Raw genomic sequence first — 19,392 nt, forward strand, 5'->3', positions numbered from 1 at the left:
TACTTCACGCTGGCGGTTTATTCAACCGACTGCGGGCGGGTAGGTTCAGCGGTAGCCGTGTGCGTCGCACTATGGCCGCCAGCGGAACCTTTACCGTCGAAGTTAAAGGACGGACGAACCCAGTCGCTGTGGCGCGGTGCTTCTGGCACGTATGCCGGTGCCGGCGCTCGGGTCATCGGCGCTGAGGCACGGTTGGCATCGGAAGATTTCGCAGCCGGTGCCGGTGCGGTCACAACCGGTTCAGCAACGACTGGCGCGACAACCACTGGCGTTTCCTCGACCGGAGCCTCTTCAACAACCGGTTCTTCTGCCACAGGCGCACTGTCAATCACCGGCGCGGCCTCAACCACTGGCGCGGTTTCAACAACCGGCGTTTCGGCCTCGGCTTTCACTTCTTCAGCGACAACCGGTGCTTCATCGACAACCACCTCTTGTGCAACGGTTTCTTCAACCACTGCGGCAGGCGCTTCTTCCACTGCCGACGCTGGAGCTTCTTCCTGCGCTGGCGCCGTTTCCTGCGCCACGATAACCGTTTCGGCGACGGCTGCCGGGGAGGCAACTTCAGGCGCTTCAACGACGGTTTCAACAACTGCTGGCTCGGCAACGACCGCCTGTTCAGCAGCTTGCGCTACGATTGGCTGTTCTGTTACTTCCTGCTCTACCGGTGCTTCCGCTTCGGTCTGAACCTGAGCGATCGGATAGGTAATCCATACTTTACCGGAAGCCAGTTCTGGCGACGCACAGGCGACGGTCAGCGGCATCGGTGACTGGGTCGGGTAACGCTCGTCACGGTAACGACGACGACGCTGACCGCTCACGCGCAGATGACGCGGAGAACGGCGGGAACGACGCGGCATGCCGTTGTTATCACGACCTTCCGTATTTTCATCCTGCTCGCCCTGTACTGGCGCATCAACAACCGCCGGCAGATCGACTTTCGCCAGCGCGGTACGCGGCGCTTCCTGCTGCTGCGGTTCATCCGCAATCAGTTCACGAGCGGCAGTCTGCTCAGGGGTTTCGATGCGGACTTTCTGTGCCAGCTGACGCGGTTTGCGGCGCGGCATAGTCTGTACGCGTTCTTCCTGTGCGGCTTCCGGTGCGGCAACGGCCTGTTCTTCACGAACCTGCGGTTTCGCTTCCTGCGGCTGCTGACGTTTATCGTCGCTACGGCGGCGGTTACGTTCACGGCGTGGCTGCTGCTGTTCGTCACGTGAGCGGGATTTCTCCGCGTCATCCACGACGTTCTGCTGGCGGTTTTCGCGTGCTTCAGACTGCTGCGGTTTCTCGCGACGGTTACGACGGTTATCGTCGCGACCTTCACGGCTTTCACGCGGTTCGCGGCCTTCGGCGTTTTCGTTACGGTCATTGCGCTCGTTGCGGTCATTACGACGATCGCTACGCTCGTTACGGTCGCGACGGTTATTCTGACGCGGCTTGCGGCGTTCCTGCTGACGCTCAGGTTTTGCTTCTTGTTTCTCCGGCTGTGCTTCAACCGCTTTCTCCGGGCTACCGGCAAACAGGCTTTTCAGCGCAGCAAAGAAACGAGAGAGCAGGCCTGGAGCCGCCGGCGCGGCAACTGCAGCGGCTTTCGGCTGAGCGGCAGCTGGCGCGGCTTTCTCTGCGGTAGGCTCAGGCACTTCCGGCATCACGAAGGTCGCCAGCGCCGGCTGCTCAGGCAGCTTACGCTCAACAAACTCTTCTTCAACCGGCAGCGCCATGGCTTCTTCGTGCAGCTTCGGCAGCAGGTAGCTCAGCGTGGTGGTTTCTTCGCCTTTACGCACGCGCAGCACGGAGTAGTGCGGGGTTTCCATCTCGTCGTTCGGGACGATGATGCAACGCACGCCGCCCTGGCGGGATTCAATGGCGCTTACCGCAGCACGTTTTTCGTTCAGCAGGTAAGAGGCAATCGGCACCGGAACAATGGCGTGGACTTCTTTGGTGTTCTCTTTCAGCGCTTCTTCTTCAATCAGACGCAGAATGGAGAGCGACAGCGATTCGTTGTCACGCACGGTGCCGGTGCCGGAGCAGCGCGGGCAGACGTGGTGGCTGGATTCGCCCAGCGACGGGCTCAGACGCTGGCGAGACATCTCCAGCAGGCCAAAGCGGGAAATGTGGCTAATCTGGATACGCGCACGGTCCTGACGGACGGCCTCGCGCAGACGATTTTCTACCGCACGCTGGTGGCGAACCGGGGTCATATCGATAAAGTCGATAACGATCAGGCCACCAAGGTCGCGCAGACGCAGCTGGCGAGCAATTTCATCAGCCGCTTCGAGGTTGGTGTTGAACGCGGTTTCTTCGATATCGCCGCCGCGGGTTGCACGCGCGGAGTTGATGTCGATAGCGGTCAGCGCTTCGGTGCTATCGATAACGATAGAACCGCCGGAAGGCAGACGCACTTCACGCTGGAACGCGGACTCGATCTGCGATTCAATCTGGTAGTGGCTGAACAGCGGGATTTCACCGGTGTACAGTTTGATTTTGCTGCTGAAATCCGGACGGCCCAGCGCAGAAATGTGCTGACGCGCCATTTCCATCACTTTCGGGTTGTCGATGAGGATTTCGCCAATATCCTGGCGCAGATAGTCGCGGAAGGCACGCACGATCACGTTGCTTTCCTGGTGAATCAGGAACGGAGCAGGGCGGCTTTCAGCGGCTTTCTGAATAGCTTCCCAGTGCTTCAGACGGAAGCTTAAGTCCCACTGCAGCGCTTCGGCTGATTTGCCGACGCCCGCGGTACGCACGATTAAGCCCATGCCGTCCGGTAGCTCGAGGCTAGCCAGCGCTTCTTTCAGTTCGGTGCGATCGTCGCCTTCGATACGGCGAGAGATACCGCCCGCACGCGGGTTGTTCGGCATCAGCACCAGGTAGCTACCCGCGAGGCTGATAAAGGTCGTCAGCGCAGCGCCTTTATTGCCGCGTTCTTCTTTATCAATCTGGACGATGACTTCCTGGCCTTCACGCAGCACATCTTTGATGTTTGGACGACCGTGAGAGCTGTAGTTGGCTGGGAAATATTCGCGAGCGATTTCTTTGAGGGGGAGGAAACCATGACGCTCGGCGCCGTAATCAACAAATGCGGCTTCGAGACTCGGTTCAATACGGGTAATTTTGCCTTTGTAGATGTTCGCTTTTTTCTGTTCGTGTCCTGGGCTTTCAATATCCAGATCGTACAGACGCTGCCCATCAACGAGGGCGACACGCAACTCTTCCTGCTGAGTTGCGTTGATTAACATTCTTTTCATCGTAACTTACTCATTATTCTTACATTGACGACTAAGCTGCGAGCAGAGTGTTGCCTTTCCGGGGTAAACCGATGGCCTCGTGACTATTCACGTCGCCAACCTCACGGTTGTCGCTCGCTTAAGAGGCGCAGAGTGTCGGTAGCCTGTGTTTCAAACGGAAACACAGCGCAATTATTAGGGGAACAGCCTGGGATAACTCTCCAGAGAAGATTCCATTTATACTCGTCATCTTTCAGAAGGTAGAGATTGGCACGGATGTTTCCCGTTGCGTTATTTTTCTGCCATCTAAAATTCGTACAGTATATGTACCGGTAAGGACTGCAACTCGCAGCCCGCTAACTGTCTGAGGGATCAATACGTCTTACGCCATTGCTGCGTGGATGATCGAACAGACAAAACTGGTCATTCCGTCATACACTTCATCTTTCAGGCTGCCTCGGCGTTGGCTGAACTCGCTCACCTTAGTCACGTACTCGGGTACGTTCCTGCGGGCTCACTCGCTTGCCGCCTTGATGCCGCTTGAATGATTTGGTGTATATATCCTTGTTATTCCAGGTTCACCACGGAAAACAGTTTCATTATTCCTTGGTAACCCGGTTATAGCAAGTTGACTTTCACCTTTTATCACCCGGTTACTCACAGTTTCTTCACCAGTCCGTTGAGATTGTTCTAATAACAAACAGCTCGCTGGGAAAAGCAACAGCGGTAAACGGGGTATGATAAATATAAGCATAGAAAAATGAGTGGCGCTAATGAGCCTGGATATTTAGAATCGCGCACCATGAAAACTGAGACTCCGACTGTAAAAATGGTTGCCATCAGCGCTGACGAAGCCGGGCAACGAATCGACAACTTTTTGCGTACCCAGCTAAAAGGGGTACCGAAGAGTATGATTTATCGCATCTTGCGTAAGGGCGAGGTGCGGGTAAATAAAAAGCGCATTAAGCCTGAATACAAGCTGGAAGCCGGCGATGAGGTGCGAATCCCGCCGGTGCGCGTCGCCGAGCGTGAAGAGGACGCGGTTTCGCCGCATCTGCAAAAAGTGGCTGCGCTGAGCGACGTGATCCTGTACGAAGACGATCACATCCTCGTGCTGAACAAGCCCTCCGGCACGGCGGTACATGGCGGTAGCGGCTTAAGTTTCGGCGTGATTGAAGGGCTGCGCGCCCTGCGCCCGGAAGCACGCTTCCTGGAGCTGGTCCACCGTCTTGACCGCGATACCTCCGGCGTGCTGCTGGTGGCGAAGAAGCGTTCGGCGCTGCGTTCGCTGCATGAGCAGTTGCGCGAGAAGGGGATGCAGAAAGACTACCTGGCGCTGGTGCGCGGGCAGTGGCAGTCCCACGTGAAGGCTGTACAAGCCCCGCTGCTGAAAAATATTCTGCAGAGCGGTGAGCGTATCGTACGCGTCAGCCAGGAAGGCAAGCCATCGGAAACCCGCTTTAAAATAGAAGAACGTTACGCGTTCGCCACGCTGGTGCGCTGTAGCCCGGTGACCGGACGTACGCACCAGATCCGCGTGCATACCCAGCATGCGGGGCACCCGATCGCTTTTGACGATCGCTACGGCGACCGCGAGTTTGATAAGCAACTGGCGGGTACCGGGCTGAATCGTCTGTTTTTGCACGCGGCGGCGCTGAAGTTTACCCACCCGGGGACCGGCGAAGTGATGCGCGTGGAAGCGCCGATGGATGACCAGCTCAAGCGCTGTCTCCAGGTGCTACGCAACCAGAAGTAAGCAAAAACGGGCCATGCGGCCCGTTTTTTTATGCCGCTTCGCGAAGGCGAACGGCAACGCTTTTCTCTTTAATCGGCAGATTCACCAGTGCCGCCAGCAGCGCCAGCGCGATATCTGCATACCACACCCACGTCAGGCTGCCTTCATATTGCATCGCTACGCCACCCAGCCACGCACCGAAGAAGGCGCCGATCTGATGGCTAAACAGCGTAAAGCCAAACAGCGTGGCCAGGTAGCGCGTGCCAAACAGCTTGCCGATGATACCCGCGGTGGGCGGTACGGTGGCCAGCCAGGTAAAACCGATGGCGCAAGCAAAGAGATAAAAAGCCGTCTCGGACTTTGACGACAGCAGGAAGAGGGCGATCATCACCGCGCGCGAGGCGTAAAGTACCGCCAGAATGTACTTCATCCGATAGCGCTTGCCGAGAAACCCAGCCACGATGCTGCCGACAATATTGCACAGTCCAATCAACGACAGGCTGATGGCGGGCACCGTGGCGTCGTGGCCGCACAGGGCCGCTTCTGTAGGCAGGTGGGTTGTCAGAAACGCCACGTGAAAACCGCAGGTTAGAAAGCCTGCGTGCAGCAGCAAGTAGCTGGGATTGCGAAAGGCGAGGGCGATCTGCTGCTTTAATCCCGCATCGGCGGCAACATGGACGGTGGGCGCTGCCGCCTGACGCTTTGCGCCGCGGCACAACAGCCATGACGGGAAAATGGTGGCCAGCGCGGCCATTGCCAGAAAGACCAGCCCGGAGGCCATCCCACGCAGGCCAATAATCAATTGTACCAGCGGCGCAAAGATAAACTGGCCAACGGAGCCGCCGGCGTTAATCAGTCCGCTGGCCATTGAGCCTTTATCCGTGGGCAGCCGGCTGGCCACGACGCCAATCAGGACGGAAAAGCTGCCTGCCGCTGCGCCTGCCGGGCTGAGAAGCCCCTGGGCTAGCGTTAACGGCAGGAACGAGGCGGCCCACAGCGTGCCCAACTGCCCCAGCGCAATCATCACTGCCCCGAGTACCAGCACGCTGAATGCGCCGCGTTTATCCGCCCATGCGCCAAACAGCGGCTGGAAAGCGCCCCACATTAGCTGGCCGATAGCCAGAGCCATGCTGATTTCGGCAATACTCATCGAGGTTTGCATGACGATCGGGTGGACGAACAGACCCACGGTCTGGCGGATGCCCATGGTGATCATCAGGATCACGCTGGCGAGCGTTATCGGCAGCCATAGAGAAGAAGCGGATTGCGATGGGGTGCGCACGATGCACTCCTGTTGTCATTGTTATCAATGACAAGAGAGTACTGAGGGCGACGTTAAAAAGCTACGTCCCCTCAGCCCGCCGTCGCGGTGAGCTGAGGGAAAAAGGTTAAGGTTTTAACCATTTATCCAGCCAGGGGAAGACTTCCTCCTGCTGTTGCTGGTAAAAGACGTGTCCAAGCTCTGGCCAGCTCTTCGTCACCAGCATATCGTCGGCTTTTTGCGAGGCCCACACTTTGTGGACTTTGGCAAAGGCGTCGCTTACCGCTTTCGCCGGGAACAGCTTGTCCTGTCCGCCGCTGAAAATCAGCATCGGTTTTGGTGCGGCAATGCTGGCAATATCGGGGATATCCATTTTCGCGGGCATTCCCGGATGCAGCATATAAAAGGCCGATTGCCCGCGCAGCACGTTGTTACCCGGCGTCATCAGGCCGTCATAGGTGCCAAACCAGGAAATCACCGCCGTGGCGGCCACCTTCTCGGAAAGCGCCGCTAACTGCCAGGCGCGGAAGCCGCCCATTGAGAAGCCCAGCACGCCGATGCGTTTGCTATCAACGCCTTTCAACGACGCGACAAAGTCGACGGTACGCATATCCTCATAGGCGACTTCACCGGCCAGTGAGCGGCCGAGATTGAAATAGTTGCTGGCCAGCGCCTGCTGCTGTTCGTAAACCATTGGGCCACGGTCGCCCCAGCCGGGGCTGTCGATGGCGATCACCACGTAGCCTCGCTTCGCCAGCTCGTCACCGATAAAACGTCCGGTAAAGAACTTATCGGCCCACGCCTGGGCGCTGGCGAGCTGCTCGGCATTACCCCACGGACGAATCAGCTTCTCCTTACCGATATCAAACTTTGAGCCATGGTCATGAAGCAGGACGATAGCCGGATGTGGGCCGGGCGTTTTTGGCGTGAGCATCAGGGCGGAGATGCGGTTATCGTCGGTAATGTTGAGCGCGAGTTTTTCAGCGGTGTAGCTGCCACGGTCTTCGCTGGCGATAATCTGCTCATCGAACGGTTTGGTGGCATCCGGCGTCAGCAACGCCTGGCGGAATTCCTGGCGCGCGTGCTGCTGCCAGCTCTTAAAATCAGAATAGTGCCCGGAAAGCCATGAGTCCGGATATTGCATCTGGGTTTTCATTTGTTGCCAGCTGGCAGGAAGGTTGCCTTCAACCACCCCTTGTTTCTGCCAGTCATCAGCGGCAGTGGCCTGAATTGCGGTTAGCATTGCCAGAATAAATAATATCTTACGGTTGCCACGCATCCTTACTCCTTAAATCAAAACAATGTTTCAATATGGAGTGGGGATTGTAACGGTGCCGGGAAAATAAACTGTGATCGCAGAAGGAATAAGCAACAATAGGGGGAAAGGCCGGCGTCGCGTAATCCGACAGAACGTCGCGACGCCAGATGTGACGCTAATCTAACAGCGGATTATGATTTTCCCGCCGTAACATTTTGCACAAGGCTATTAGCGGTAAACCGACCAGGGTATTCGGGTCGCGCCCTTCAAGACGGTCAAAGAGGGCAATGCCCAGTCCTTCACTTTTAAAACTGCCGGCGCAGTTAAGCGGATTTTCTTTGCGAATATAGGTGAGGATTTCTTGTTCACTCAGATGGCGAAAATGCACATCGAACGGTTCACATTCCGTCTGGAGATGACCATTTGCTGAATTATACAGCGCCAACCCGGTATAAAAAGTCACCACATTACCGCTGGCCTTTTTTAATTGTAAGCGCGCATTTTCCTCGGTATGCGGTTTGCCGGTAATTTCGCCTTCCAGCATACAGACCTGATCGGAACCAATAATGAGATGGTTCGGAAAGCGTTCCGCCAGCGCCTGCGCTTTTAACTGCGCCAGCCGCAGCACCAAGCTGCGCGGGGTTTCGCCAGGCAGCGGCAGTTCATCAACCTCCGGTGCGGCGCATTCGAAGGTGATACCGAGCTTCTCAAGCAGCTGTTTGCGATAGGGGGAGGTGGAGGCAAGAATCAAATCAGGCATAATTTTTCAAATAGACTGTAGCGAATTAGATTCCGACATTTTAAACTATAGGCCGCAATGTGTGCGAATTATTGGCAAAAGGCAACCTGAGGCTGCCTTTTTCTTTGACTCTATGACGTTACAAAGTTAATATGCGCGCCCTATGCAAAAGGTAAAATTACCCCTGACTCTCGATCCGGTTCGTACGGCTCAAAAACGCCTTGATTACCAGGGTATCTATACCCCCGATCAGGCGGAGCGCGTCGCCGCGTCCGTAGTCAGTGTAGACAGTGATGTGGAATGCGAAATGTCCTTCGCTATCGATAACCAACGCCTCGCGGTCATTACCGGTGATGCGAAGGTCACGGTATCGTTGGAATGTCAGCGTTGCGGGAAACCGTTTACTCATCATGTTTACACAAAGTATTGTTTCAGCCCGGTCAAGAATGACGATCAGGTTGAGGCACTCCCGGAAGCGTATGAGCCGATTGAGGTTAACGAATTCGGTGAAATCGATCTGCTGGCGTTGGTTGAAGATGAAATCATCCTCTCCTTGCCGGTAGTTCCGGTGCATGATTCTGAACACTGTGAAGTGTCCGAGGCGGACATGGTCTTTGGCGAACTGCCTGAAGAGGCGAAGAAACCAAACCCATTTGCCGTATTAGCCAGCTTAAAGCAAAAGTAATTGAGGAGTAAGGTCCATGGCCGTACAACAGAATAAACCAACCCGTTCCAAACGTGGCATGCGTCGTTCTCATGACGCTCTGACCGCAGTCACCAGCCTGTCTGTAGACAAAACTTCTGGTGAACAACACCTGCGTCACCACATCACTGCCGACGGTTACTACCGTGGCCGTAAGGTAATCGCTAAGTAATCACGCGCAAGCGTGATTATGCTTAGTGAGGAATTTCCCCGTTCACGCGGGGAAACACCGAACCAGGCGGCGAAGATACCTTGACACGTCTAACCCTGGCGTTAGATGTCATGGGGGGCGATTTTGGCCCTTCCGTGACGGTGCCTGCAGCATTGCAGGCACTGAGTTCTAATCCGCAACTCTCACTTCTATTAGTCGGTAATCCCGACGACATTACGCCATTACTTGCCAGAGCTGACTTCGAACAACGTTCGCGTTTGCAGATTATTCCTGCCCAGTCGGTTATTGCCAGTGATGAGCGGCCATCGCATGCTATCCGCCACAGTCGCGGTAGTTCAATGCGTGTGGCGCTGGAGATGGTGAAAGAAGGGCGGGCTGAAGCCTGTGTCAGTGCAGGAAATACCGGCGCGCTGATGGGGCTCGCTAAGTTGCTGCTCAAGCCCATTCAGGGAATTGAGCGCCCGGCGCTGGTGACGGTGTTACCGCATCAGCAGAAGGGCAAGACGGTAGTGCTGGATCTCGGCGCTAACGTCGACTGTGACAGTACCATGCTGGTGCAGTTTGCCGTCATGGGGTCGGTGATGGCGGAGGAAGTGCTAGGGATTGCTAACCCGCGCGTGGCCTTGCTTAACATCGGCGAAGAAGAGATTAAGGGTCATGATAGTATTCGTGACGCCTCATTAGTGCTAAAAACAATCTCTTCTCTGAACTATATCGGCTATCTTGAAGCCAATGAGCTGTTAACGGGCAAAACCGACGTTCTGGTTTGCGACGGCTTTACAGGAAACGTCACCTTAAAGACGATGGAAGGGGTAGTGCGTATGTTCCTTTCGCTGCTGAAATCGCAGAGCGAGGGGAAAAAACGGTCGTGGTGGCTGATTTTATTAAAGCGTTGGTTACAAAAAAGCCTGACAAGGCGATTCAGTCACCTCAACCCCGACCAGTATAATGGCGCCTGTCTGTTAGGATTGCGCGGCACGGTGATTAAGAGCCACGGCGCTGCTAATCAGCGTGCCTTTGCGATCGCCATTGAACAGGCAGTGCAGGCGGTGCAGCGACAAGTTCCTCAGCGAATTGCCGCTCGCCTGGAATCCGTATACCCCGCAGGGTTTGACAGAGCGGAATCTGGCAGGTAATCAAGCCAGCAGCGCCGTGAGTCAAATTGGGCGGCTATATTAGCGAAAAGTGACTGAGCGTACATGTATACGAAGATTATTGGTACCGGCAGCTATCTGCCTGAGCAAGTGCGGACTAACGCCGATCTGGAAAAAATGGTTGATACGTCTGACGAGTGGATTGTCACCCGTACAGGTATCCGTGAGCGCCGTATTGCTGGCCCTGATGAAAACGTGTCTACGCTGGGTTACGAAGCGGCCAAACGCGCGCTGGATATGGCGGGCATCGAGGCAAGCGAACTGGGGCTGATTGTGGTTGCGACCACTTCCGCTACCCATGCGTTCCCGAGCGCGGCCTGCCAGATTCAGGACATGCTGGGTGTGAAAGGCGCGCCGGCATTTGATATCGCTGCGGCATGCGCAGGCTTTACCTATGCGCTGAGCGTGGCCGATCAGTACGTGAAGTCCGGTGCGGTGAAATACGCGCTGGTTGTCGGTGCGGATACGCTGGCGCGTACTTGCGATCCAACCGATCGCGGCACGATCATTATCTTCGGTGACGGCGCGGGCGCCGTCGTGCTGGGCGCATCCGAAGAGCCGGGGATTATCTCTACCCATCTGCATGCAGACGGTAGCTACGGTAAGCTGCTGACGCTGCCGAACGCCGATCGCGTCCACCCGGAAAACTCCATCCATCTGACGATGGCCGGTAACGAAGTCTTTAAAGTCGCGGTGACCGAGCTGGCGCACATCGTTGATGAAACGCTGGAAGCTAACAACCTCGACCGTTCTGAGCTGGATTGGCTGGTGCCGCACCAGGCGAACTTACGTATTATCAGCGCGACGGCGAAAAAGCTCGGCATGTCCATGGACAACGTCGTCGTGACCCTTGACCGTCACGGTAATACCTCGGCCGCTTCCGTGCCGTGCGCGTTTGACGAAGCTGTCCGCGACGGCCGTATTAAGCGCGGTCAACTGGTGCTGCTGGAGGCCTTCGGCGGCGGTTTCACCTGGGGCTCTGCGCTGGTTCGTTTCTAAGTATAAGGATAAAAAACATGACGCAATTCGCTTTCGTGTTCCCGGGGCAGGGTTCACAGGCGGTAGGCATGCTGTCTGAACTGGCAGCGACCTACCCGGTTATCGAAGAAACTTTTCATGAAGCTTCCGCAGCCCTGGGCTATGATCTGTGGGCGCTGACCCAGCAGGGTCCTGCTGAAGAGCTAAACAAAACCTGGCAGACTCAGCCTGCGCTGCTGACGGCTTCCGTTGCGCTGTACCGTTTATGGCAGCAGCAGGGCGGTAAAGCACCGGCGCTGATGGCCGGTCATAGCCTGGGCGAATACTCCGCGCTGGTCTGCGCGGGCGTAATTGCTTTCGCTGACGCGGTACGTCTGGTTGAGATGCGCGGCAAATTCATGCAGGAAGCGGTTCCGGAAGGCACCGGCGGCATGTCGGCGATCATCGGCCTCGACGATGCCTCTATCGCTAAAGCGTGTGAAGAATCAGCTGAAGGGCAGGTTGTTTCTCCGGTTAACTTCAACTCGCCTGGCCAGGTGGTTATCGCCGGTCATAAAGAAGCGGTTGAACGTGCAGGTGCCGCATGTAAAGCCGCTGGCGCTAAGCGTGCGCTGCCGCTGCCGGTCAGCGTGCCGTCTCACTGCGCGCTGATGAAGCCAGCCGCGGAGAAACTGGCGGTTGAGCTGCAGAAAATCACCTTTAACGCGCCGACCGTTCCGGTAGTGAACAACGTCGACGTGAAGTGCGAAACCGACGGCGACGCGATTCGCGACGCGCTGGTTCGCCAGCTGTACAGCCCGGTTCAGTGGACCAAAACCGTTGAGTTTATGGCATCCCAGGGCGTAGAGCATCTGTATGAAGTTGGCCCGGGTAAAGTTCTCACCGGCCTGACCAAACGTATTGTAGATACCCTGACTGCATCGGCCATCAATGAGCCGGCTGCCCTGTCAGCGGCACTTGCGCAATAAAAGAGGAAAGCATGAGCTTTGAAGGAAAAATTGCCCTGGTAACAGGTGCAAGCCGCGGTATTGGCCGCGCAATCGCTGAAACTCTCGTCGCTCGCGGCGCAAAAGTTATCGGCACTGCGACCAGCGAAAGCGGCGCGCAGGCGATCAGCGACTATCTGGGTGCCAATGGTAAAGGTCTGATGTTGAATGTGACCGACCCGGCATCTATTGAATCTGTTCTGGGAAATATCCGCGCGGAATTTGGCGAAGTCGACATTCTGGTCAATAATGCCGGGATTACTCGTGATAACCTGTTAATGCGCATGAAAGATGACGAGTGGAACGATATCCTCGAAACCAACCTGTCATCTGTTTTCCGTCTGTCAAAAGCGGTAATGCGCGCTATGATGAAAAAGCGTCATGGGCGTATCATCACTATCGGTTCTGTGGTTGGTACCATGGGAAATGCGGGTCAGGCTAACTACGCTGCGGCGAAAGCAGGTCTGATCGGCTTCAGTAAATCACTGGCGCGTGAAGTTGCGTCACGCGGAATTACTGTGAACGTTGTTGCTCCGGGCTTTATTGAAACGGACATGACGCGTGCGCTGACCGATGAGCAGCGTGCGGGTACACTGGCGGCAGTTCCTGCGGGGCGCCTCGGCTCTCCAAATGAAATCGCCAGTGCGGTTGCATTTTTGGCCTCCGACGAAGCAAGTTACATCACTGGTGAAACGTTGCACGTAAACGGCGGGATGTACATGGTCTGATCGTGTTTTGCACAAAGTGCTCAGACAACGGGCAATCTACGTATGTCTGAGTATGATTAGTGCAAAATCATTTGCGTTATGAGGGCAAAAACCCGCAAAATAGCGTAAAATCGTGGTATGACCTGCCGGGATTTAGTTGCAAATTTTTCAACATTTTATACACTACGAAAACCATCGCGAAAGCGAGTTTTGATAGGAAATTTAAGAGTATGAGCACTATCGAAGAACGCGTTAAGAAAATCATCGGCGAACAGCTGGGCGTTAAGCAGGAAGAAGTGACCAACAATGCTTCCTTCGTTGAAGACCTGGGCGCAGATTCTCTTGACACCGTTGAGCTGGTAATGGCTCTGGAAGAAGAGTTTGATACTGAGATTCCGGACGAAGAAGCTGAGAAAATCACCACCGTTCAGGCTGCCATTGATTACATCAACGGTCACCAGGCGTAAGTGAACATCTCCAGGCGGTCATTCGACCGCCTGAGTTTTATCCTTTTGTCCCACAAGTATCTATTTAATCCCTCCCTGGAGGACAAACGTGTCTAAGCGTCGTGTAGTTGTGACCGGACTGGGCATGTTGTCTCCTGTCGGCAATACCGTAGAGTCTACCTGGAAAGCTCTCCTTGCCGGTCAGAGTGGCATCAGCCTGATCGACCATTTCGATACTAGCGCCTATGCAACCAAATTTGCTGGCTTAGTAAAGGATTTTAACTGTGATGACATTATCTCGCGCAAAGAACAGCGCAAGATGGATGCCTTCATTCAATATGGAATTGTCGCTGGCGTTCAGGCCATGCAGGATTCTGGCCTTGAAGTGACGGAAGAGAACGCTCACCGTATTGGCGCCGCTATCGGCTCCGGTATTGGCGGCCTCGGCTTGATCGAAGAAAACCACAGTTCGCTGGTAAACGGCGGGCCGCGTAAGATCAGCCCCTTCTTCGTTCCGTCCACGATTGTTAACATGGTGGCGGGTCACCTGACCATCATGTTCGGTCTGCGTGGGCCAAGCATCTCTATCGCGACCGCCTGTACTTCTGGTGTGCATAACATCGGTCAGGCAGCACGTATTATCGCTTATGGCGATGCGGATGCGATGGTTGCCGGCGGTGCAGAAAAAGCCAGTACCCCGCTGGGTGTCGGTGGCTTTGGTGCCGCGCGTGCGCTGTCTACGCGTAACGATAACCCGCAGGCGGCAAGCCGTCCGTGGGATAAAGATCGCGATGGCTTCGTGCTGGGTGACGGCGCGGGCATGGTGGTACTCGAAGAGTACGAGCACGCGAAAAAACGCGGTGCGAAAATCTATGCTGAAATCGTTGGTTTTGGTATGAGCAGCGATGCGTACCACATGACGTCACCGCCGGAAAACGGCGCGGGCGCAGCGTTGGCGATGGTTAACGCTATTCGTGACGCGGGTATTGAAGCGGGCCAGATTGGCTACGTCAACGCCCACGGTACCTCTACGCCAGCGGGCGATAAAGCAGAAGCGCAGGCCGTGAAGTCTGTCTTCGGCGACGCCGCCAGCCGCGTACTGGTCAGCTCCACCAAATCCATGACCGGCCACCTGCTGGGCGCGGCGGGTGCAGTAGAATCTATCTACTCTATCCTCGCGCTGCGCGATCAGGCCGTTCCGCCAACCATCAACCTGGATAACCCGGATGAAGGTTGCGACCTGGACTTCGTACCTCACGAAGCGCGCCAGGTAAGCGGCATGGAGTACACGCTGTGTAACTCCTTCGGCTTCGGTGGCACCAACGGCTCGCTGATTTTCAAACGCGTGTAGTTGGTCGCAAAGCCAATAAAAACGGAGCGCTTAGCGCTCCGTTTTTTTATGCCTTGAATACGGCTACTGGTAAGTAAAGGTGAGCTGAACGGTGGCCTTAAACTCACCGGCGGTGACCGCGCCCGTCGGGGTATACATGCGCGCCGAGAGCGGGAACACCGCCCGGCGGCTGGTGCTATCGATGGGCGTTACCAGTCTTCCTGCCGGTGATATCTCGCTGAGGTGGTCGCGGGTCATAATTTGCAGCGCCATGCCGCTGGCGCTGCCCTGGGCGTTGGCGAACTTGGTCGTGTCAACGGAATCGGCATCGCCGCTGAACAGCGCCGTGACCTGGGTGGTTGACGGCGGGCAAGCGGAGAGCGTCAGCGTAAAATCCTGCCATTCGCTGGTATCGCCAACGTTTGGGTAGTCAACGGCGCGCGCCTGTTCAAAGGTGACCGTCTGTTCTTTGGTTCCCGTATCCACCGTACAGGCGGAAGCCACCACGGTGCCGCTCAGATTAATATCGGTAGCCTGTACAGCATGAAGGCCGCTCACCGCCCACAGGCAGGCCAGGGCAGGCAGCAGTTTGCTTATCCGGTGCGCCATTGTCTCTCCTGAATTACTGATAGGTAAAGGTGGCTTGTACCTGACCGACAATGGTCCCTGGCATCACGCTGCCGTTCGATACCGCACGGGCGCGCATCACCAGGTCATAGGCATGAGTGGCGGTGGGAATCGCGACGTTTTCTAGCTTTGCCCCATTCTTATAGGCGCTGTTGCTGCTGCTGTCCGTCAGTTCCAGCTTCAGATTGGTGGCAGTGCCGGTATTTTTGTAGTAGTTGGTGTCGGTGTCGGCGGTCCCGGCGAATGCCACGCTAAACGAGGTCGTAGAGGCCGGGCAACTGGTGAGCCTGAGCGTCACGTCAGCCCACGTGGTGGCGCTGCCGCTAGTCGCCAGCGAGTCCGCCTGAATATTTTCGCCTAAGCTGACGGCCAGAGAGTCGTTATTGCCGTTGACGATGCAGGGGGAAGCGACAACCTTACCTGTAATATCGATATTCACTGCCTGACTGGCCGCTGAGAACAACCCTGCGCAGACCAGCAGACTTAGCGCCATTTTGTTTCCGTTTACGATGTGCATAAATTGTCCTTATTAGTTGTAGGTCACTTTGAGTTCAATGGCTGATTTGACGTTGCCAGGCCTGACGGTATTGGCATCGTCAACGAAATAGGCCACTTTAAAATTGGGTAGGGGATAGTCGCCGGAGCCATCGTAATTGCTCACTGGGATGGAGCCATTTACCCTATGAGGCGTGCCGTCGGCGTTTTGTATCTGGATATACACATTTTGCGCATAACCATCGCCACTCACCGTATTGAGCACACCATTGGCAGCGTTATGAGTACCGTACACAGCTGAAAAATTGTAAGAGATACGGTCAACAGCACCGGGGCAATTGGTCAACGTTACGACAGGCGCTTCTGTTACATTAAGGGCTCCATTTTGGATCGTATTACCATAAAGCGTGGGCAGCGTGATTTCAGTGGGGGCGTCAATACCACACGCAGTTACCTTGATATCACTGGTAATTTTTGAAAGGATAATCCCTGATATCAGACTGGTGCCTTCCCCCTCAGGGTTATGCGCCATTAACGTGACTTGCGGCAGGCTGGTTATTTTTCCCGCGGGGATTTTTTCCAGTAATCTGACGAGCCGATAGCGCAAATGAAAGTACGAATATGTAACGCCAGGATCGTGGGGCATATCCAAACGATAAGTTGGTGCGGTTTCGCTTACTGATGGTACATAATCACCCGTTCCCTCGAAACGATACTGGATCCCGATACCTGGATTGCTGGTAGCCCAGGTTTTGTTGTCGCTTAGCAGCGTACCGTTGATCGACAGTTCAACATAGGCCGTGGTGCCACTGCTAGCTGCTACGCTATAACTAATGGAACTATTATCATGAAATCCCCCAGTATTTTCACCAACGTTGGCTGGGATGGTAAAGTTATCAAGATCATAGCCCATGTCACGGATGTTGATATTGCTAAAGTAATGCGCATTTGCATTATTGACTATTAAATGGGTAATGATGAGACTTAATAAAAGTGCTCTCATAAATTTAATATCCTTATTTTTATGTTATCGGCACACTGAATTCAGCTCAATAATTCCGCTTTCCGGAACGGTGCTCTGAAGTTGTAAATTAGCCATGCAATGTTGACCATCCTGCTGGCCCCAACGCACCTGCAGCGCCGTTTTATCAGCCATCCCTGTCAAATAAACTTGCCCACCGTCGCCAACAATGGCACTACCTGCGGTACTATCAGAGACTATCGCCCCAAATGGTACGGGTTCGCCGTTACTGCGCGTTAACGTCATCAGCACCCGTTTGCCCACGCGAGTATCAAAATGCGCGCGCACAATCGCACCGCGGGTTGGCGTAATGATTTTGCTGGTCAGTTCGACGTCGGCGCCGTCGGGCAGGGTGGCGGTGTCCAGCGATACCGTTGATTCACGATAGGGCGTGACGTACGGCACTACGGTGTAGCCGCGAAAATCGGTTCTGACCCCGGTTTGGTTACTGACGGTCACACCGCCGGCACCGGGCGCTTCCACCAATGCAGCGGTTTCACCCAGCGCCTGGCTTAACGTTACGCCGTGCGCATGCGCCACGACGCCGCCTTCAATGCCGTAGTTGACGCGCTTTTGATCGTGGTCATAGCTGTAGGCGGTGTTGAGCCGCGCGTAAGTGCCCTGATAATCCAGGCTGGCGTAGCCGCCACTGCCTTCGCCGTGGTTGGTTTCGCTCTGCTGCACGTTCCAGTTGAGGTTACGGTCTTCCAGTAGCGAACCGTTTAAACCCACGTTATGGCTGGTGTCGCCGCGCTTGCTGGCATTCAGGCTGTAGGAGGCGTAGCTGTTGCTGAGCCAGCGGTCGAGCGGCACGTTGATGCTTAATGAGAAGATCTGATCTTCGGCGTAGACCTTATCGCTGTCGGTATCGGTGGTATTGCGGTTATAGCTGTAGTTCAGGTTATAGGTCACGCCTGCCCAGCTATTGCTGTAACCCACGCCGATAGAGCGCATCTGGCGGTCGCTGTTCCAGTAGTCTTCGCTCATGGCGGTCAATGACAGCGATCCAAAGTGCTCGCCGATATTCTGGTTGAGCTGGAACTCGGCGCGGTTGCGACGACGGTCATCGTTGGTGCGCCATTCATCTTCGCGCCAGGTGTCCAGTACTTCCGACAGCGTGTAGTAGCCGGAAGTGGAGTAACGATAGCCCGCGATAGAGACGTTGGTCCCGGTTTCAAGGATGTTTTTGCTGTAGCGCACGCGCCAGGATTGACCGCCTTCTTTATCCCGGTCTTTCTGCGTCGACCACGCTTGCGTACCGTCAATCGATACCGCGCCCAGCTCGCCGAAGTTTTTCCCCACGCCGCCGAGCAACGCCTGATAATGTTGAGAGAATTGTCCGCCGCCATAGAGCGTGAAACCTGCGGGCAGGCCGTAAATCGCGGTGCCCTGGGTAAACATCGCTTTGTCGATATCGCCGTCATAGGGGCGATACTGGCCGCTGGTGAGGCTGTACTTGAACCGTCCTTCACGCTGCAACACCGGCAAGGATGCGAAGGCCACCGTCTGATGCTGCTCGCTGCCGTCGGCCTCTTTAATGGTGACGTCGAGGTCGCCGGAGCTGCCGGTTGGGTACATATCGGTAATTTCAAAAGCGCCAGGCGAGACATAGCTCTGGTAAATGGTGTAGCCGTTTTGTTTGACGATCACCTGCGCGTTGGTTCGGGCGATGCCGCGCACTACCGGGGCATAGCCGCGCAGGCTGTCCGGTAGCATATCGTCGTCGGAGGCCAACTGCGCGCCGCGAAACGGCACGCTGTCGAACATATCCGACGGCGCGGTGCTGTCGCCCAGCGTCAATTGGCTTTTAAGCGCGATAATGTTGCGCTGCGCGTAGGTATAGAGCGAATCCCAGCTCTCCTGCGCATTGCCGCCGTTGTCGCTACGGTTCCAGGTGCTGTAGTTACGAATACGCCACGGGCCCACGTTCAATCCTGGACGCAGGCTCAAATAGTAACTGTCGGAGTCCGACATGCCGCTATGGCGGGCTTCAGTGTTATCGCCGCTGAAGCTGTAGTTGAGCAGCAGAGCGTTGATGCCTTCATCCAGCCGTTCCGGCGCGACGTAGCCGCGAGCGTGATTGCTGACAGCGGCCTGTGGCACCGAAAGCTGCAGCAATTGACGCTCAAAGATAAATTCCGCTCTCGCCTGTGGGATGGCGCTTAGATCGGCGCAGTCACCCGCAAGGCGGGGAAACTGGTCGGTGCGAACGCCAAATTCCTTCAGCGTGGCGACGCTCAGACACGGTTGCAGCGTGGTATTTCCTGCGGCGTCTTTTTGCGTGACAAACTCAACGTTATACACGCCGAGGGCGGTTTTGTTGAGCATGACGTTAACCCGGTAGGTGCCGGGCATCTGGCCGACGCCTTCTTCAAAGGCGGAGAGGTCGGTCAGATCTTTCCCCGGCCCGTCAATCCCCAGCAGCGCCGGGTTAAAGTATTCGCGGGCCAGCGCGCTGCTGCACAGCGGTAAGGCGCACTGTAAGGCAATAAAGCAGGCGATCTGACTCAGCGTCATTCTTTTTTTGTATGCGTCTGCATTCATCCCGATTTCCTT

At 55.7% G+C, this 19,392-nt stretch carries 17 protein-coding genes; 9 read left to right on the forward strand and 8 right to left on the reverse strand.

The window, feature by feature from the left end:
* Nucleotides 1-17: 17 nt before the first annotated feature.
* Nucleotides 18-3,245, reverse strand: a complete 3,228-nt coding sequence (rne, locus tag K7B04_RS14660; protein ID WP_223802345.1) for a ribonuclease E — start codon at nt 3,243-3,245, stop codon at nt 18-20.
* A gap of 781 nt (nt 3,246-4,026) precedes the next feature.
* On the opposite strand from rne, the gene rluC reads away from it, so the two are divergent.
* Nucleotides 4,027-4,980 carry a 23S rRNA pseudouridine(955/2504/2580) synthase RluC gene (rluC, locus tag K7B04_RS14665; protein WP_167576194.1) on the forward strand — a complete coding sequence of 318 codons (954 nt, stop codon included), beginning with the start codon at nt 4,027-4,029 and terminating at the stop codon, nt 4,978-4,980.
* 28 nt (nt 4,981-5,008) lie between these two features.
* On the opposite strand, the gene K7B04_RS14670 is transcribed toward rluC, so the two are convergent.
* From K7B04_RS14670 to K7B04_RS14680, 3 genes are all read right to left on the reverse strand, one after another.
* A complete protein-coding gene (locus K7B04_RS14670) occupies nt 5,009-6,241 on the reverse strand; it encodes an MFS transporter (RefSeq protein ID WP_223802346.1) in 1,233 nt (410 codons plus the stop codon).
* A gap of 106 nt (nt 6,242-6,347) precedes the next feature.
* Nucleotides 6,348-7,463 (reverse strand): alpha/beta fold hydrolase, encoded by a 1,116-nt coding sequence (locus K7B04_RS14675; protein ID WP_223804171.1) that lies wholly within the window; start codon nt 7,461-7,463, stop codon nt 6,348-6,350.
* A 190-nt stretch (nt 7,464-7,653) separates the two neighbouring features.
* On the reverse strand, nt 7,654-8,238 hold the full coding sequence (locus K7B04_RS14680) for a nucleoside triphosphate pyrophosphatase (protein WP_167576192.1): 585 nt from the start codon (nt 8,236-8,238) through the stop codon (nt 7,654-7,656).
* Between the two features lie 142 nt (nt 8,239-8,380).
* On the opposite strand from K7B04_RS14680, the gene yceD reads away from it, so the two are divergent.
* From yceD to fabF, 8 genes are all read left to right on the forward strand, one after another.
* Nucleotides 8,381-8,902 carry a 23S rRNA accumulation protein YceD gene (yceD, locus tag K7B04_RS14685; protein ID WP_064549133.1) on the forward strand — a complete coding sequence of 174 codons (522 nt, stop codon included), beginning with the start codon at nt 8,381-8,383 and terminating at the stop codon, nt 8,900-8,902.
* 16 nt (nt 8,903-8,918) lie between these two features.
* The gene (gene rpmF, locus K7B04_RS14690) at nt 8,919-9,092 is read left to right on the forward strand and encodes a 50S ribosomal protein L32 (protein ID WP_064549135.1); all 174 of its coding nucleotides are present in this window, start codon (nt 8,919-8,921) and stop codon (nt 9,090-9,092) included.
* An 80-nt stretch (nt 9,093-9,172) separates the two neighbouring features.
* Nucleotides 9,173-10,228, forward strand: a complete 1,056-nt coding sequence (gene plsX, locus K7B04_RS14695; protein WP_163448100.1) for a phosphate acyltransferase PlsX — start codon at nt 9,173-9,175, stop codon at nt 10,226-10,228.
* A 63-nt stretch (nt 10,229-10,291) separates the two neighbouring features.
* The gene (locus K7B04_RS14700; protein ID WP_163448099.1) at nt 10,292-11,245 is read left to right on the forward strand and encodes a beta-ketoacyl-ACP synthase III; all 954 of its coding nucleotides are present in this window, start codon (nt 10,292-10,294) and stop codon (nt 11,243-11,245) included.
* Nucleotides 11,246-11,262: 17 nt separating this feature from the next.
* The gene (gene fabD / locus K7B04_RS14705; RefSeq protein ID WP_163448098.1) at nt 11,263-12,192 is read left to right on the forward strand and encodes an ACP S-malonyltransferase; all 930 of its coding nucleotides are present in this window, start codon (nt 11,263-11,265) and stop codon (nt 12,190-12,192) included.
* A gap of 11 nt (nt 12,193-12,203) precedes the next feature.
* The gene (fabG, locus tag K7B04_RS14710; protein ID WP_064549143.1) at nt 12,204-12,938 is read left to right on the forward strand and encodes a 3-oxoacyl-ACP reductase FabG; all 735 of its coding nucleotides are present in this window, start codon (nt 12,204-12,206) and stop codon (nt 12,936-12,938) included.
* Between the two features lie 209 nt (nt 12,939-13,147).
* Nucleotides 13,148-13,384: an acyl carrier protein gene (acpP, locus tag K7B04_RS14715; protein WP_000103754.1), complete on the forward strand. Its 237-nt coding sequence runs from the start codon at nt 13,148-13,150 to the stop codon at nt 13,382-13,384.
* Nucleotides 13,385-13,472: 88 nt separating this feature from the next.
* Nucleotides 13,473-14,714 (forward strand): beta-ketoacyl-ACP synthase II, encoded by a 1,242-nt coding sequence (gene fabF, locus K7B04_RS14720; RefSeq protein ID WP_167576191.1) that lies wholly within the window; start codon nt 13,473-13,475, stop codon nt 14,712-14,714.
* A 63-nt stretch (nt 14,715-14,777) separates the two neighbouring features.
* Here fabF and K7B04_RS14725 read toward each other — a convergent pair whose 3' ends face one another.
* Genes K7B04_RS14725 through K7B04_RS14740 form a run of 4 tightly spaced genes read right to left on the reverse strand, consistent with a single transcriptional unit; the run spans nt 14,778 to nt 19,380 of the window.
* On the reverse strand, nt 14,778-15,302 hold the full coding sequence (locus K7B04_RS14725) for a fimbrial protein (RefSeq protein ID WP_223802347.1): 525 nt from the start codon (nt 15,300-15,302) through the stop codon (nt 14,778-14,780).
* A gap of 13 nt (nt 15,303-15,315) precedes the next feature.
* Nucleotides 15,316-15,837 (reverse strand): fimbrial protein, encoded by a 522-nt coding sequence (locus K7B04_RS14730; protein WP_223802348.1) that lies wholly within the window; start codon nt 15,835-15,837, stop codon nt 15,316-15,318.
* 12 nt (nt 15,838-15,849) lie between these two features.
* The gene (locus K7B04_RS14735; RefSeq protein WP_223802349.1) at nt 15,850-16,818 is read right to left on the reverse strand and encodes a fimbrial protein; all 969 of its coding nucleotides are present in this window, start codon (nt 16,816-16,818) and stop codon (nt 15,850-15,852) included.
* 24 nt (nt 16,819-16,842) lie between these two features.
* On the reverse strand, nt 16,843-19,380 hold the full coding sequence (locus K7B04_RS14740; RefSeq protein WP_223802350.1) for a fimbria/pilus outer membrane usher protein: 2,538 nt from the start codon (nt 19,378-19,380) through the stop codon (nt 16,843-16,845).
* Nucleotides 19,381-19,392: the final 12 nt, after the last annotated feature.

The sequence above is a fragment of the Kluyvera sp. CRP genome, from assembly GCF_019930565.1.
Lineage (GTDB): Bacteria > Pseudomonadota > Gammaproteobacteria > Enterobacterales > Enterobacteriaceae > Kluyvera > Kluyvera georgiana_A.

Coding starts and splice junctions, on each gene's coding strand:
- fabD (WP_163448098.1), top strand. CDS start 11,263: ATGACGCAATTCGCTTTCGTGTTCCCGGGGCAGGGTTCACAGGCGGTA.
- K7B04_RS14700 (WP_163448099.1), top strand. CDS start 10,292: ATGTATACGAAGATTATTGGTACCGGCAGCTATCTGCCTGAGCAAGTG.
- K7B04_RS14675 (WP_223804171.1), bottom strand. CDS start 7,463: ATGCTAACCGCAATTCAGGCCACTGCCGCTGATGACTGGCAGAAACAA.
- fabG (WP_064549143.1), top strand. CDS start 12,204: ATGAGCTTTGAAGGAAAAATTGCCCTGGTAACAGGTGCAAGCCGCGGT.
- rpmF (WP_064549135.1), top strand. CDS start 8,919: ATGGCCGTACAACAGAATAAACCAACCCGTTCCAAACGTGGCATGCGT.
- K7B04_RS14740 (WP_223802350.1), bottom strand. CDS start 19,380: ATGAATGCAGACGCATACAAAAAAAGAATGACGCTGAGTCAGATCGCC.
- K7B04_RS14680 (WP_167576192.1), bottom strand. CDS start 8,238: ATGCCTGATTTGATTCTTGCCTCCACCTCCCCCTATCGCAAACAGCTG.
- K7B04_RS14730 (WP_223802348.1), bottom strand. CDS start 15,837: ATGCACATCGTAAACGGAAACAAAATGGCGCTAAGTCTGCTGGTCTGC.
- acpP (WP_000103754.1), top strand. CDS start 13,148: ATGAGCACTATCGAAGAACGCGTTAAGAAAATCATCGGCGAACAGCTG.
- K7B04_RS14735 (WP_223802349.1), bottom strand. CDS start 16,818: ATGAGAGCACTTTTATTAAGTCTCATCATTACCCATTTAATAGTCAAT.
- rluC (WP_167576194.1), top strand. CDS start 4,027: ATGAAAACTGAGACTCCGACTGTAAAAATGGTTGCCATCAGCGCTGAC.
- rne (WP_223802345.1), bottom strand. CDS start 3,245: ATGAAAAGAATGTTAATCAACGCAACTCAGCAGGAAGAGTTGCGTGTC.
- yceD (WP_064549133.1), top strand. CDS start 8,381: ATGCAAAAGGTAAAATTACCCCTGACTCTCGATCCGGTTCGTACGGCT.
- K7B04_RS14725 (WP_223802347.1), bottom strand. CDS start 15,302: ATGGCGCACCGGATAAGCAAACTGCTGCCTGCCCTGGCCTGCCTGTGG.